This window comes from Azospira sp. MPR-E4 (assembly GCF_058809645.1).
The window spans coordinates 1-15,183 of sequence record NZ_JBXAST010000075.1 but is presented as its reverse complement, the minus strand read 5'-3'; the positions used below and the strand labels follow the sequence as shown (position 1 = coordinate 15,183).

General features: G+C 65.7%; 11 protein-coding genes. 4 read left to right on the top strand and 7 right to left on the bottom strand.

The window, feature by feature from the left end:
• Nucleotides 1-878: 878 nt before the first annotated feature.
• Both AC1RTA_RS15440 and AC1RTA_RS15435 read left to right on the top strand, forming a co-directional pair.
• Entirely contained in the window at nt 879-1,700 is an 822-nt protein-coding gene (locus AC1RTA_RS15440) for a hypothetical protein (RefSeq protein WP_492785235.1), read from the top strand.
• Nucleotides 1,697-3,871, top strand: a complete 2,175-nt coding sequence (locus tag AC1RTA_RS15435) for a DNA methyltransferase (RefSeq protein ID WP_492785234.1) — start codon at nt 1,697-1,699, stop codon at nt 3,869-3,871. Before AC1RTA_RS15440 ends, AC1RTA_RS15435 begins: the two co-directional genes overlap by 4 nt.
• A gap of 244 nt (nt 3,872-4,115) precedes the next feature.
• Here the strand turns inward: AC1RTA_RS15435 and AC1RTA_RS15430 are convergent, their stop codons facing one another.
• On the bottom strand, nt 4,116-4,556 hold the full coding sequence (locus tag AC1RTA_RS15430) for a carboxymuconolactone decarboxylase family protein (protein ID WP_492785233.1): 441 nt from the start codon (nt 4,554-4,556) through the stop codon (nt 4,116-4,118).
• A gap of 116 nt (nt 4,557-4,672) precedes the next feature.
• Between AC1RTA_RS15430 and pdxR the strand changes: the two genes are divergently transcribed.
• On the top strand, nt 4,673-6,241 hold the full coding sequence (pdxR, locus tag AC1RTA_RS15425; RefSeq protein WP_492785232.1) for a MocR-like pyridoxine biosynthesis transcription factor PdxR: 1,569 nt from the start codon (nt 4,673-4,675) through the stop codon (nt 6,239-6,241).
• A gap of 6 nt (nt 6,242-6,247) precedes the next feature.
• Here the strand turns inward: pdxR and AC1RTA_RS15420 are convergent, their stop codons facing one another.
• The 6 genes from AC1RTA_RS15420 to dinB form a co-directional block, all read right to left on the bottom strand.
• Nucleotides 6,248-6,892 carry a response regulator transcription factor gene (locus AC1RTA_RS15420; protein ID WP_287874113.1) on the bottom strand — a complete coding sequence of 215 codons (645 nt, stop codon included), beginning with the start codon at nt 6,890-6,892 and terminating at the stop codon, nt 6,248-6,250.
• A complete protein-coding gene (locus tag AC1RTA_RS15415; RefSeq protein ID WP_492785231.1) occupies nt 6,889-8,724 on the bottom strand; it encodes a sensor histidine kinase in 1,836 nt (611 codons plus the stop codon). Before AC1RTA_RS15415 ends, AC1RTA_RS15420 begins: the two co-directional genes overlap by 4 nt.
• A 135-nt stretch (nt 8,725-8,859) precedes the next feature.
• The gene (locus AC1RTA_RS15410) at nt 8,860-9,168 is read right to left on the bottom strand and encodes a c-type cytochrome (protein ID WP_130458235.1); all 309 of its coding nucleotides are present in this window, start codon (nt 9,166-9,168) and stop codon (nt 8,860-8,862) included.
• Between the two features lie 153 nt (nt 9,169-9,321).
• A complete protein-coding gene (locus tag AC1RTA_RS15405) occupies nt 9,322-10,803 on the bottom strand; it encodes a type IV pili methyl-accepting chemotaxis transducer N-terminal domain-containing protein (RefSeq protein WP_287874111.1) in 1,482 nt (493 codons plus the stop codon).
• Nucleotides 10,804-10,899: 96 nt separating this feature from the next.
• Nucleotides 10,900-12,630 carry a nitrite reductase gene (locus AC1RTA_RS15400; RefSeq protein ID WP_014237143.1) on the bottom strand — a complete coding sequence of 577 codons (1,731 nt, stop codon included), beginning with the start codon at nt 12,628-12,630 and terminating at the stop codon, nt 10,900-10,902.
• Nucleotides 12,631-12,851: 221 nt separating this feature from the next.
• Entirely contained in the window at nt 12,852-14,015 is a 1,164-nt protein-coding gene (dinB, locus tag AC1RTA_RS15395) for a DNA polymerase IV (RefSeq protein WP_492785230.1), read from the bottom strand.
• A gap of 647 nt (nt 14,016-14,662) precedes the next feature.
• On the opposite strand from dinB, the gene AC1RTA_RS15390 reads away from it, so the two are divergent.
• Nucleotides 14,663-15,058, top strand: a complete 396-nt coding sequence (locus AC1RTA_RS15390) for a phasin family protein (protein WP_492785229.1) — start codon at nt 14,663-14,665, stop codon at nt 15,056-15,058.
• Nucleotides 15,059-15,183 lie beyond the last annotated feature (125 nt).

Below are 15,183 nucleotides of genomic sequence, written 5' to 3'. Positions count from 1 at the left end.
GCCCGCCCCCTCCTCCCCGCCTGGCTGTTCCGCCTGGCCGCCAAACTCCGCTGGTTCACCCAGGCCCGCAGCCACGGCACCCCGTGGAACGACCTGGGAGCCAGGCCCCATGAGTTGAAGCGGGAGGAAAACTGATGGGGAATGGGGGCTGAGCTGGCAGACCGCAATTGGGATCGAATGAAGCCCAGGGCCGCTTTCGGCCACAGCCAGCCTGTCAGCTCGTTTCGGTTACGGCCATTCAACAGGCCGTTCCACTCCAAATGCTGCCAGACAGCGAATTCGTGCTGTTCGGCCTTTGCAGACGCGCAACAACCTACTCGTCTAGGTCAGTAATGTGTCGGATACCTGCCGTTAAGTGATAGATGACACCGATGACGCTTGGGGGGGGCGTCAGGTTCTGGCCGCCGCCTGCTGACTTGTGTCGACATCAAATTTTGAGTTACTTGTCCTCGGGGGCGTGCCGATGCTTGGTATGTCCGACGCATTGCGCGTGATAGATGCCGGTGTGGCCAGGAAATCAATAGCCGAAGACAAGTAGTCCCGAGTGTTAAAATATCCGCTTCTACGCGATCTGAGCATTTAGGTGTCACGTTAATAGCCAGCCGTTATGGTGTGTCGATGGCCACAACCCACAAGCATGTCGGAGCGGTAGTGCCAGCGCGGAATCAATCTGGCACAGATACGAGATAAAGCCCACCACAGGAGTAATCAGGGATAACCGAGGGAATTCGATGCCCTGCTATTGTGAAACCTGTAAGGGCGCATCTCGAAAACGAGGTCGTCATCCTTCCGACCCAGATGGGGCGAAATTTGGGGACTTTCATTGGCCTTTTCCACTGCCACATGAAACATCAGATGCCATGCAACCAGGACAAATAGTGCAAGGAATTCAACAAAGGGGCAGCATGACAAAAAAGACAACCGTATTCGACGTGTTTGCAAAGTGTGTCCAGGCAATAGAAGCTGGCGAGAACATCAAGCTCGAGCACAAGAAAGACAAAGAGTTTCACTTTCAGAACTGGTTTGAGAAACGCTTGGAGGGTCTTGATTTCCACTTTGAGGGATCAGGGAGAAATACCTACCCTGACTTTTCGCTGGTTGAGTACACCGAGGGATATGAAATCAAGGGGTTGGCGTTGCCTGGTCGGGAACGCAACTACGACTCGAATAGCCAAGTGCCTACCGGCTATCACAATGGTCGGCAGATTTTTTACGTATTTGGCCGTTATCCAAAAGACCCAGATGGTATGGAGTACCCAGTTGTCGATCTTGTGGTCTGCCACGGAGACTTCCTGAACGCCGATCACAACTATGTTCACAAGAACAAGAGCGTGAAGGGTTTTGGCACCTACGGTGACATCATGATCCGTGATCGAAAGATGTACGTCGCGCCGACACCCTTCGCACTGACCGAGGGCGCCACCGGTTTGATGACCCTGATCCTGCCGGAGAACTTCGGCAGTGATGACCGCTACCAAGTGGTCGGGAACCTCACTCGCGTCGAGGCTGAGACGCTGGTGGTTGGCTACAACTTTGACCTCCGCACGAACGAGTTGAGCGCAGAGCGGGTACCTAACCCCAAGGCCGGCACCCAGCACCGATTCGTGGCCTACCGACTCAAGGATCAAGCGAACAAAACTGTCTCCATGACGAGCACTCAGGTGCAGCCCGAAGTGGACGACCTGCCGGACGACGAGTGAACACCAATACCGACAAGATCGGGCTTGCCCGCCCGGCTCCCGCGACCGCGCTGGAGTGCGATTTCCCGCTGGTCGAGATCAGCCAGATCGCCGAGCAGGAAAGCTGGCGTAAAGAGATCAACAGACCGATCTACCACATTCACAAGTGGTGGGCGACTCGACTCGGGTCAGTGTTTCGTGGCATTGCCCTTGGCGCCTTGAGCCCGCCTGGCACCGACACCTGGGCGCAGTTCTACAAGACGCACGACCTAGCTGGTAAGGTGGTACTCGATCCCTTCATGGGTAGTGGCACGACGCTTGGTGAAGCCGTTAAGCTCGGCGCCAAGGCCATTGGTTGCGACATCAACCCGGTCAGCACCTTTCTGGTGCGCCAGGCGTTCACTCCGGTGCCCGAGCCAGAGCTTCGTGCCGCTTTTGAACGGCTGGAGCGCGATGTGGCACCGGAGATTCGACGCTACTACAAAACCCGTGATCCTCAGACAGGCGAGTTGATCCAGGTGCTGTACTACTTTTGGGTTAAGACGGTCACGACGCCGGAGGGTGAGGTGATCCCCTTGCTGTCGCGCTACGTGTTCTCTCAGGACGCCTATCCGAAGAAGAAGCCGCGTGCGCAGATCGTGTGCCCTAGCTGCTGGAGTGTGCTGGAGGATCGCTACGACACGACCGACCTTCACTGCCAGCATTGCGGCCACCAGTTTAACCCGCAGATTGGCCCAGCCGCCGGTCAGTACGTCACGACCAAAGGCGGCCAGCGTTACCGGATCAAGGAACTGCTGCCCAAGGACGGCAACCCTCCGTCTCATCGCATGTATGCGATGATGGCCTTACGTACCGATGGCACGAAGATCTATCTGCCAGTGCGTGACGAGGACTTGGCGCTCTACGAAGAAGCCCAGGCGCGTCTTGCGAGCGAGGTGCTGCCCCTGCCAGAAACATCTGTCCGACCTGGCTACAACACTGACCAGGCGCGAGGCTACAATTACACTCAGTGGCGCGACTTCTTCAATGCTCGCCAACTGCTGTGCCTTGGGTTGCTGCTTCGCGAAATCCTGACCATTGACGACTTGGCAGTGCGAGAGCAGATGCTATGCTTGTTCTCCAGCACCTTGGAGTTCAACAATCTGTTTTGCAGCTTCAAAGGCGAGGGTACTGGGGCAGTACGACACATGTTCTCGAACCACATCCTCAAGCCAGAGCGCACCCCGTTGGAAAATTCTGTGTGGGGTACAGACAAGAGCAGTGGTACGTTCAGCACGTTGTTCGAGTCCCGGCTGTTGCGTGCGAAACGCTATCTCGACGAGCCGTTCGAGATCACTTTTGAGCTTGATCAGAACGGTAACCGTATAGGCTCCCGCAAGACGTTGGCCAGTCATCCGATCCGCGCGTGTCGTGTCGAGACATGGCCCGAATTGAAGGCCGCAGATAATGGCTTGCTGATTCTCAATGGCGACAGTTCAAAACTGCCTGTCCCCGCTGGTTCGGTGGATGCGGTGGTGACAGATCCGCCCTACTTCGACTTCGTTCATTACTCGGAGTTGAGCGACTTCTTCTTTTCCTGGCTCTCACCTGTTCTGCGTCATCGCTACCCATGGATGGCCCGCGAGGACTCGTCCGACCAGGGGGAGGTTCAGCACAAAGATCCGCGTGTGTTTGCTCGCCAGCTTGCTTCGGTGTTCACCGAGGCATGCCGCGTGCTCAAGGATGATGGGGTCTTAGCATTCAGCTTCCATCATTCGCGGGCCGAGGGATGGGCGGCCATCTATGAGGCGCTCAACAAGGCGGGGTTGGCTGTGGTTACGGCCCATCCTGTCCACGCCGAACTACGCGCGGCGAGCCCAAAGACGGCGGCTAAAGACCCGATCAGCCTTGATGCAATCCTCGTGTGTCGCAAGAAGGCGTTTGCCCTGCACCAGTCACCCGCCATTCAAGACGTGCGACAGTCCGTCGATGCGGTGGCTTTACGGCTGCAAGCTGCTGGCCTTCGCATCTCGGCAGGAGATCGCTTCGTGATCGGTGCCGCCCAGATCTTGATTGCCCGCGCAGCTTATGACGTGGGCTTCGATGACATTAAGGTCGATTTGGAGACCATCCGACTGGCCGTGGGGCCAAGGGAGGCCGATCCAGATGAGGAGCCTGAGACCGCCGACATCAAGCTGGCGACAACAGCCTAGGGCAGGTATCTACTCATGGCGGCCCTTCCTGACCAGAAAATGAATGGCCGTTCAGGCCGAGCTGTTAGCGTTCAGCCAACACTCGGAACGTCCACAGCAATCGGAAAGTTGCCGTTGCGCCGCCCGAGATTTGAAGGTCTGTTGAGGATCGATAGCATCCCTATAACCACCCTGTGCTTAGCAGCAATCAGCCCCAACAAAAAAGCCAACCCCAGGGTTGGCTTTTTTGTTTTCCCGCTCCGACCTACAGCAACGGCGGCGTACGCGAAGCGACCATGAGGCGGTTCCAGCCGTTGATTTCGACTACGCACAGGGTCAGGTTGGCGATTTCCACCGGGCTGAAGTGGGCTTTGACCTCTTCGTAGATGGCGTCCGGCACTTCCTGGCCGCTGAGGGCGGTGACGGCTTCGGCCCAGGCCAGGGCGGCGCGCTGGCGGGGGTCGAAGACCGGGGCTTCCTTCCAGGTGGCGGTGAGGTTGATCTGGTTTTCGCTGAGGCCGTACTTGCGGGCCAGGGGCACGTGCATGGCGACGCAGAAGGCGCAGCCGTTGATCTGGGAGACGCGCAGGCGCACCAGTTCGAGCAGGCTCAGGTCCAGGCCGGCGCCCTGGACATAGGTGTGCACGCCGAACATGGCCTTGTAGCCGTCGGGGATCAGTTTGCCGATATCGAAGCGTTGTTCCATGGTTTCCATCCTTGGGAGAGTTGGGGGAATCCCGCGCTGCAGGATGGGGCCATCCTAATGGGCCGGTGGTACGATGCATACGTCCATTTATCGTCCATACGATTGGTCCACTTTCCATGAAACGTGCCGCAGAACTGGAGCTGGCCCTGGCTCCCCGGGCCGAGGGCGTGACCCTGCAACGCTGGCTGTGCGGGGAGCTGCGGGCCGCGATCCTGGCCGGGCGCCTGGCGCCGGGGTGCCGCCTGCCTTCCACCCGGGATTTCGCCCGCCAGCAGGCCATCTCCCGGGGCACCGTGGTGGCCGTCTACGACCAGCTGATCGCCGAAGGCTATCTCAGCGGCGCCACCGGCAGCGGCACCACCGTGGCTGCATCCCTGCCCATCGCCGCAGCCGGCACGACGCAGCCCCGGACCAGCGCCGCCCCGGGCGTTGCCCGCGCTACCGCCGCCGACAGGGCAGGAACGGACGATGCCGCCGCCAAGCGCCCCCGGCTGTCGCGCCAGGGACAACTGCTGGCGAACAGCCCTTTCCTCTCCCGGGAGGGCATGGTCCTGGGGCGGCCCTTCAGCCCCAACCAGCCGGACCTGGGGGCCTTTCCCCACGCCCTCTGGCAGCGCCTCACGCACCAGCAGGGGCGCGGCCTGCGGCCCGACGACATGGGCTACGGCGACGGGGCCGGCCACCTGCCCCTGCGCCGGGCCATCGCCGAGCACCTGCGCTATTCCCAGCGGATCGACTGCCATGCGGGCCAGGTGATGATCCTGGCCAGCGCCCAGCAGGCCCTGGACCTGTGCGCCCGCCTGCTGCTGGACCCGGGCGATGCGGCCCTGGTGGAAGACCCGGGCTATCCCGGAGCGGCCCGCCTGTTCGAGCTGGGCGGCGCCCGGGTGCAGGGCGTGCCGGTGGACCGGCTGGGCCTGTGCACCGACGCCCTGCCGACGGCGGCGGACGCCCGGCTGGCCTACGTCACCGCCGCCCACCAGTCGCCCCTGGGCGGCACCCTGCCCCTGGAGCGGCGCCTGGCCCTGCTGGCCTGGGCCGAGGCGGGCCGGCGGATCATCATCGAGGACGACTACGACGGCGAGTACCGCTTCGACGGGGCGCCCCTGCCGGCCCTGAAAAGCCTGGATCGCCACGACCGGGTGATCTACCTGGGCACCTTCAGCAAGCTGCTCTTTCCCGCCCTGCGCCTGGCCTACGCGGTGGTGCCCGAATGGCTGGCGGAACCCTTTGCCTCGGCCATTTCCCTCACCGTGCGCCACGCCCCGATCCTGCCCCAGGCGGTACTGGCCGCCTTCATCGGCGAAGGCCACTTCGCCCGCCACCTGCGTCAGATGCGCCGCCTCTACGGCGAGCGGGCCGCCTGCTTCCAGCACGAGTGCGCCACCCAGCTCGACGGCCTGCTGACGGTGCTGCCCATCACCACCGGCCTCGACGCCACCGCGCTCCTGCCCCGGGGCAGCGACGACCGGGCGGTGGCCGCGGCCCTCGGCGCCTGGGGCGTGGAAGCCCGCCCCATCTCCTTCTACGGCATGGGCCAGCCGGCGCCGCCGGGGCTGGTGATGGGCTTCTCCGCCTGCAACGAGGCGGCGATCCGGCGCGGCGTGGCCACCATGGCGCCGGTGCTGGAATCCTTCAACGCGGCGGCGGCCGGCAACAGGGGCCAGGCAGCCGCCGGCGTCTGACGACTCTCAGTCCAGCCCGGCCGGGTCGGCCCGCAGGATGAGCCGGGCCAGTTCGGCGGCACTGCCGGTGCCGGTCTTTTCCATGACGTGCTGACGATGCACATGCACCGTGTTTTCGCTGATGCCCAGGGCCCGCGCCACTTCCTTGTTGGCCTGGCCCAGGGCCAGCAGCCGCGCCACTTCCCGCTCCCGGGCCGAGAGGCGCTCCAGGCATTCCCGGGCCTCCTGGTGGCGGCGGCTGGCGGCGTGGCGTTCCAGGCTCAGCTGCACGGCCCGCTCCACGGTGTCGAGGAACTGCTGGTCCTTGAAGGGTTTCTGCAGGAAATCCACGGCCCCCTCCTTCATGGCCTGCACCGCCAGTTCCACGTCGCCGTGGCCGGTCATGAAAATAATGGGGAAGGGATTGGCGGCCGGATCGCCGGCCTTGAGGCGCCGCTGCAGTTCCAGGCCGCTGACCCGGGGCATGCGGATGTCCAGCACCAGGCAGCCGCCGCCGGCGGGAAAGGCGGGGGCGGCGGCAAGAAAGGCTTCCGCCGATTCGTGGCCCACCGCCTGCCAGCCCACGGACTCGAGCAGGAACAGGAGGGAGCGGCGGAAGGGGGCTTCGTCATCCACCACGTGGATGACCGGGGGCGTGGCAGTGGTGTTCATGGGGGCGTGCTTTCGCCGGCAGGGGCCAGGGGCAGGGAAAAGTGCAGGACCAGGCCGGGGCCGTCGGCGGGCGCGGCGGCCGCCAGTTCGCCGCCGTGGGCCTCGATGATGGTCTTGCAGATGGAGAGCCCCAGGCCCAGGCCATCGGGCTTGGTGGTGAAGAAGGGTTCGAACAGGCGCTGCTGCAATTCGGGGCTGAGGCCGCCGCCGTGGTCCCGCACGGCGACGCGGCAGCGCCCTTCCCCGGCGCTGAGGCTGACGGCGATGGGGGCATCGCTGCCGACGGCCTCCTGGGCGTCCCAGGCGTTCTTGAAGAGGTTGAGCAGCACCTGCTGCAGTTGCAGCGGGTCCGCCAGCACCTGGCGTCCGCCGGGCGGCAGGGCGTCTTCCAGGGCGATGGCCGGGGCCTTGGCCTGGATGCCCCGCAGCAGGTCGGCGCTTTCCCGCACCAGCTGGGCCAAATCGCAAAGCTGCCGCACCCGGCTGCGCTTGCGGGCGAAGGCCCGGATGCCGCCCAGGATGCCGGCGGCCCGCTCCGATTCGCTGGCGATCTCCGCCGCCGCCTGCTGCAGGGCCTCGGGCGTCAGGTTGCCGGCCTGCTGGCGGCGCAGCAGGCTGCGGGCGTAGTTGCCGATGGCGGCCAGGGGCTGGTTCAGTTCGTGGGCCAGGGTGCCGGCCAGCTCCCCCAGGATGGAGAGGCGGGAGAGATGGTCCATCTGCTCCTGGCCGGAGCGCAGGGTGGCCTCCAGCCGGTGCCGCTCGGCCAGGGCCGAGCTCAGTTCCCGGGTGCGCCGCTGCACCAGATGCTCCACCCGCAGGGTGTACAGGCCGCCGCCCAGCAGGAGCAGCACCAGCCCCGCCGCCCAGGGCCAGTAGCGGCGCCACAGGGCATCCCAGCCGGTCTCCCGCAGGAAGGCGTAGGGGCCGATTTTCAGTTCGCGGAACAGCTCGTGCACCGGATGGTAGTCGGCGGGCACGCTCCAGGTCTGGCCGCCCTCGTCCGCCGGCAGGGAGAGCAGGGCCAGCAGCACGGCCCGGGACAGGGCCGGGTCGGTGCCCCGGGCGGCGGCGAAGGCCCAGCCCGGGTAGAGGGCGGAGGTGACGCCGCAATGGCCCACGTCGGCCCGGGGCGAGAGCACCCGCAGGCGGCCGGGCGGCACCGCCCCTTCCCGCTCCAGGCGCTCCAGCAGGCAGGCACGCAGCACGCCGGCGTCGGCCTCGCCGCGCAGCACCGCCTCCACCACCCGGGGCATGGGGAAGCCGGTGAACAGGGGTCGGGGCTGGCCCTGCTCCGGGTCCAGGCCGTGGCGGAGCAGTTCGGCCCAGATCAGCTGGTAGCCGCCGAAGGCATCCTCCGCCACCGCCGCCAGGGTGGCGCCGCGCAGGTCTTCCAGGCGGCGCAGGTCGCGCCGCCGTTCCAGCACCACCACGGCGGAGCCGACCACGTGGGCCGGGTCCTGGGAAGGGGCGGAAACCTGGGTGGCGATACGGCTGATGCCGTGCTCTGCCTCCAGGGCGACGTAGTGGCCCGGGTTGGTGACGACGAATTCCACCTCCCCGCCCTGGAGGGCTTGGGACAGTTCATCCAGGTCGTACTGGCGCAACTGGATGCGGTGGCCGGGCAGGCGCCGCTCCAGTTCCTGCACCAGGGGCTTCCACTGCACCTCGGCCTCTTCCGAGCCGAGCCAGGCCAGTACGCCGAGGCGGATGTCCGCAGCGCCGGCGGCCGCGGCCCACAGGCCCAGCAGCAGGAGCGCGCCGCAGCGGCCCAGGCCCGGCGCGAGGGAGGCGGGAATGAAAGCGGAGAAAGGGGTACGGCGGCAGGCAGGCATGGCCCGGATTGTAGCCGGGGCAGGCGCCGAAGGGGCGTCCAGGGCCGGGCTTGGACCAGACCTGCCGGACAGGCAGGCGGGACGGCGGACCGGGCGACGGCAGGGCGCCGAGGTCCGCCGGACAAGGCCGAGGGCTTACTTCAGGGAGAGGACCCAGGTCGCCAGCTTCTTGGCTTCGTCGGGGGTGACGTTGTTGGGGGGCATGGGCACTTCGCCCCAGACGCCCTTGCCGCCGGCCTTGATCTTGGCGGCCAGCTTGTCGACGGCGCCGGCATCACCCTTGTACTTGGCGGCCACGTCCTTGTAGGCGGGGCCCAGCACCTTCACCGCCACCTGGTGGCAGGACATGCAGTTCTTGGCCTTGGCCAGGGCTTCGTCGGCCTGGGCGTTGCCCAGCAGGAGCAGGCCGCCGAGGGCCAGCAGGGAGAGGTGGGCGGATTTCATGGCACGCTTCCTTCGGTGTAGTGGTTGGAAAGCGGCACTGTGCCGGCCCGGGCAAGTTTTTCGCGCCGCGGCCGGCGGCCCGGAAATAATCCTTTGTTACCAGTCAGTTGGCGAAGTGCAGGCTTGATCCCGGTCAAGAGCGGCGGGCGGGCCTCATTTGCCCAGCCGCTCGTAGAGCTTCACCGTGGTGTCCATCAGGCGCAGCAGGCGCTCGCCTTCGGTGAACACCACCCGGGCGTGGTGGGTGCGCCGGGCCCGGGACAGGTCGGGCAGCAGGGAGGCGATGAAGACCTGCCACTGGGCGTCCACCTCCTTCAGCTGCAGCGCCAGCTCGGCCACGCCGTGGCTGTTCTGCTGCAGCTCGGCCAGGTTGCGCGCGAACTCCCGCACCGATTCGGTCAGGGCCGGCTCCCCCAGGTCTTCGCAGCCGGGCCAGTCCCAGAATAGGAAGAGCTTGCACACCCGCTGGGAGATCATGCGGTTGCGCCCGGCCGTGTTCACGTAGTGGGCGTCCGGCGTCTCGCCGCACAGTTCGGCGGCCTTGGTCATGGCGTCGGTGGCCTCCAGCATCTTCTCGCTGAGCCCCAGCACGGCGGCGGCCTCGGCCGGGGTGGCGCTGCCCAGCAGGGCTTCCCGGTAGGCAGGCCAGATGGCCTGCACCGCCTGCAGCCGCTCGCCCACCTGGGGCGCCAGCGCCAGGCCGTCGAGGCGCTTGTCCACCCGCTCGAAATCCCCCACCAGGGCCCGCAGGCGCACCTGGTACTTGGCTGGCGGCAGGCCGGTGGCGATCATGGCCCAGGAGGTGGCCAGACGCTGGGAAAGGACCCGCAGGCGGCCGCAGAGATTGACCAGGGCGCCGGCGGACAGCTTCTTGCGCGGACGGATGATCTCGGCCCGCTCGCGCCGGGAAAAGCTCATGCGCCGCTCCGGATTGCCGTTCTCGTAATCCCGCAGGGCGGCGTTCTGGATGTAGAGGACGCGCCCGTCCACCACGATCAGGCCCAGGTCGATCAGCTCCCGCAGGCAGCGGGAGAAGGACTCGGGGGTGATGCCCAGGCGGGCGGCGATCATTTTCTTGCTCGGGCGCAGGGTCACCGGCGTTTCGCCGGCGGACTTGAGGGCTTCGCCGCCCTGGGCCAGCAGGTAGTCGAGGACCCGCTGGGTGGCGGAAAGGCCGTAGTGGTAACTGGTGACGTCGCATTCCGTGCTGCGCAGGCGCAGGGCCAGGAGCTGGATGAGACGGTCGCTGAGGGGCAGGTCCTGCTGCACGATGGCGCGCAGGCGCCAGGCGTCGATGACCAGGATCAGGCTGCTGCCCAGGCTCTCGCACTGGGAGGTGTAGCGCTCGGCGCCGAACACTTCGCCGGGGGCCAGGAGCTGGGGGCTCTGGATCAGTTCCAGGGTCTTTTCCACCTCGCCGGCCAGGCGGGTGCTGCGGCGCAGGGTGCCGCGCACCAGGACGAAGGCTTCCTTGACCGGGCTCTGCACGGAAAAGATCTGGGTGTGGGCGGGAATGGAGACGACCCGGCTGGCGGCCAGCAGCTGGTCCGTCACGCTGTCGGCCAGGCCGTTGAAGAGGGGGATGTCCGACAGCAGCTCCCGGCTGCAGCGTCGGCTTTCCTTGGGACTGAACATGGGCGATTCCGGCTAGGGGTGACCAATGAAAAGACGAGAGAAGGCGCACCTTCTCTCGTCTTGCTGGGATGCCGCTTCAGGAGAGGCTAGACCCAATTAGTACACATCGTGCTGGGTGTTGTAAACGTTGAACTTGCCGGTCGGCGTCACCAGCTTGGGGTCCTTGATCACGGCCTTCAGCTTGCGGGTCTTGTCGTCCACCACGACGATGGCCGATTCCTGGTCCTTGCCGTTCCACACGGAGAACCACACCTCGTCGCCGGCCTTGTTGTACTCGGGCTGGACGATGCGCTTGGGGCCTTCCTTGATGCCGGACCAGTCGCCGATGGGCAGCAGCTCGTAACCCTTGTCCAGGTTGTTCACGTCCCACACCGCCACGGACTGGCTGATGTTGGCTTCCGGATTGAGGGTGGTGTCCACCCACAGGTTCCTGGACTTGGGATGGGTCTTCAGGAACAGGGAACCGCCGCCCAGGCCCTTCAGGGTGCGCACCACCTTCCAGGCGTTGTCGCCGTGCTTCACCGGGTCGGTGCCGATGAGGGAGATGGAATCGTCGCCCAGGTGGCCGGTGGCCCACACGGGACCGAACTTGGGATCGACGAAGTTGGCACCCCGGCCCGGGTGGGGCGTCTTGCCCACGTCCACCAGCTTGGCCAGCTTGCCGTCCTTGGTGTCGATGACGGCGATCTTGTTGGAGGCGTTGGCCGCATCCATGAAGTAGCGGTGGGTGGATTCGAAACCGCCGTCATGGAGGAAGGGGGCCGCCTCGATCATCTTGATCTTCAGGTTGCTGAGATCGCGGTAATCCACGGAATAGACCATCCCGGTTTCCTTCACGTTCACGAAAAATTCCGGATTGAAGTGGGAGGAGACGATGGCCGCCACCCGGGGTTCCGGATGGTAGTCCTGGGTGCCCACGGTCATGCCCCGGGTGGAGACGATCTTGCGCGGCTTGAGGGTGTCGCCGTCCATGATGACGAACTGGGGCGGCCAGTAGGTGCCGGCGATGGCGTACTTGTCCTCGAAGCCCTTGGCCTTGGAGCTTTCCACCGAGCGGGCTTCCATGCCCACCTTGATCTCGGCCACGGTGTCCGGCTTTTCCATCCACAGGTCGATCAGGTTGATCTTGGCGTCGCGGCCGATGACGAACAGGTAGCGGCCGGAGGCGGACATGCGGGAGATGTGCACCGCGTAGCCGGTGTTGAGGATGCTGACGATCTTCTTGCTGTCGCCGTCGATCAGGGCGATCTCGCCCGCATCGCGCAGGGTGACGGAGAAGAGGTTGTCCAGGTTGAGGTTGTTGAGCTTCTTCTTCGGCCGCTTTTCCACCGGCACGATCACCTTCCAGCTGGCTTCCATTTCCTTCAGGCCGTACTCGGGCGGGGCCGGCGGGGTCTGCTGGATGTAGCGGGCCATGAGGTCCACCTCGTCGTCGCTGAGCACGCCGGAAGTGCCCCAGTTGGGCATGCCGCCGGCGGAGCCGTACTTGATGAAGACCTTCAGGTATTCCAGACCCTTGGCGATGGTCAGGTCCGGCGTCAGGGCCTTGCCGGTGGCGCCCTTGCGCAGCACGCCGTGGCAGCCGGCGCAGCGCTCGAAGAAGATGCGCTTGGCCTTTTCGAACTCGGCCTCGGTCATCTTCGGCGCCAGGGGATTGATGTCCTGGTGCATGGGCACGCTGGCCAGGGGCGAGCCGCCGCCGGCCTGGTAATCGCGCATGGTGGCGTCGCCGTGGGATTCCGGCGTGCCGGCAAAGGCGAACTGCACGGCAAAGGCCAGGGCCGGAATGGCCGCCAGCCTGAGTAGGTTGAAACGCTTCGTTTTCATGGCTCCCTGTTCCTGAAAAAATTGAGTGAGGAGGCCCCAATTTCTTCAGCGGCAGAAAACGTACTTTGATCAGGGTCAATAGAATCGGGCGTCACGGTGGCAGCTGGGTTCCGCGCCCCATGCAGGCTTGACGCGCGTCAAGGTTGTCCCGCCGGCATGGTCCCGGCGACGCGAAAAAAGGCCATCGCCACCCCCCGAAAAACGGGGACGCCGCCCCGGCCCTAGAGGGGCAGTTCGGCCTGGACCAGGGGTGATGGCAGGGCCGCCGCTGCCGCCGCCGGCAGCAGGGAACTGGCCCGCACTCCGAGCAGACGGAGGCGCTGCTGCAGGGGCACCCGCTTCAGGCATTCGCCGGCAGCCTTGCGGATCGCCGCCCCGTCGGCGGTGGGCACGGCCAGGGTGAGGTCCCGGGTCACCGACTGGAAGTCCGCATAGCGCAGCTTGATGCCGATGGTGCGGGCCACGTAGCCCTGGCGCGCCAGGTCGTCGGCCACCCGCAGGCACATGCCGGTGAAGATTTCCGACAGTTCGGCCCGGTCGTGGCGGGCGTGCAGGTCCCGGGAGAAGGTGCTTTCCCGGCTGATGGACTTGGGCTCCCGGGAGGTGCTCAAGGGCCGCTCGTCGATGCCGTGGGCGGCCCGGTGCAGCCAGGCGCCGGTGCTGCGGCCAAAGTGCTGCACCAGCATTTCCGGCGGCGCCGCCGCCAGGTCGCCGATGCTGTGGATGCCCAGCTGACCCAGGCGTTCGTTGGCCTTGGGGCCGATGCCGTTGATCTTCTTCGCCGCCAGGGGCCAGATGCGGGTCGGCACCTCCTCCATGCCGAGCACGGTGATGCCATCCGGCTTGTCCAGGTCGGAGCAGATCTTGGCCAGCAGCTTGTTGGGGCTGATGCCGATGGAGCAGGTAAGGCCGGTGGCGGCCAGCACCGCCGCCTTCAGGCGCCGGGCCAGAGGCAGCGTGGCCTCCTCGATGTGGCTGAGGTCGATGTAGATCTCGTCGATGCCCCGGTCCTCGATACAGGGCGCGATGGCCGCCACGGCGGCCTTGAAGCGGCGCGAATAGTCCCGGTAGGCGTCGAAGTTGGCCGGCAGCAGGATGGCATCGGGCGCCAGCTGGGCCGCCTTCATCAGCCCCATGCCGGAAAAGACGCCCAGGGCCCGGGCCTCGTAGGTGGAGGTGGTGATGACGCCGCGCCCCACGTAGTCCCGCAGGCGGGCGAAGTGCAGGCTGCCGTCGGCCTGGCGCCGGGGCCGGTCCACGGCACGGCCGCCCACCACCACCGGCCGGCCCCGCAGCTCCGGGTAGTGCAGCAGCTCCACCGAGGCGAAGAAGGCGTCCATGTCCAGGTGGGCGATGCGCCGTTCGGGCAGCACCGCGGCAGGCATCGCTGTTCCGGCCGCGGCAGCGGGCAGGTCGGCGGGCGGGACCGGGGCACGGGAATCGTCAGGGAGTGGGCAGGGCTCATCCTTCATGGCTGTATAAATATACAGTACATCGACTGGGGCGTTAAGAGGCTGCCCCGGCCTGCCGGCGCGCCGCCCGTCCCACGTCGCCTTTCATCTGCCACCTGGCCTCTGCCACCGTTCCCATGTCGCAGCGCACCAATAGCGCCAAGGAGATGCCTGATTTCATCGGACCTGCCGGGCAGCGCTTATTCCATGGGCATTAACAGACCCCCTCCCCGGAAAGCCACTTACGGTAGGACTCTTGGCATATGACCTCTGGAGAGTGGCGTATTCATTGGCTTCCAGAGTGGGCGTAAGATGCATTTGCCCCTTTTGTCATCGGGGGTAAAGGGTTCCGCCGCCAGGCCCGCCCGCCCTCTGCCGCAGAGGGCGACGGCCGGCGCCGGGACCGTCCGCAGGCACGGGCGGCACCGGGCTAACACATCCCCGCCGGCTTCTCACCTAGGCGAGACCCCAGGGTCATTCCCGGGACTCGACCCGGGTCCCAGGCAGGGTTGCCGTGGCTATGATGGCGCCGCTCGATACATCGACACCGATACTTATAAGACAACGCTAGGGGTAATAACATGATCAATCTGCACAACCATCTGCTGGCCGTCACCAAGACCAATATGGAAAACACCCTGGACCTGGCCCACGGCAGCTTCGCCAGCATCGAACGTCTCGCCAACCTCAACCTCAACACCGCCCGCACCCTGCTGGAACACGGCATCGAGCACACCCGCTGCGTCATGGGCGCCAAGTCGGCCCAGGAAGTGCTGGAACTGCAGACCAAGGCCACCCAGCCGGTCCTGGGCCAGACCCTGGCCTACCTGCAGAACGCCCAGCAGATCGTCACCATGAGCCAGCAGGAACACAAGGCCCGGGTGCAGCAGCAGGTCACCGACATGGGCCAGCAGGTCGCCGCCACGGTGGAACACGCCGTGGCCGCCGTCACCCGCTTGGGCAAGCCGATCAAATAATAAAAAATAGGGGGACCCGCCGGCCTCGTCCGGCGCTTGCTCGACCATGAGGACGGCCGGATCTCCTGGAGATTCGGCCTTTTGTTTTGGCGCCCCCGCCCCGGGCCGCGACGCCCGCTGCGGCC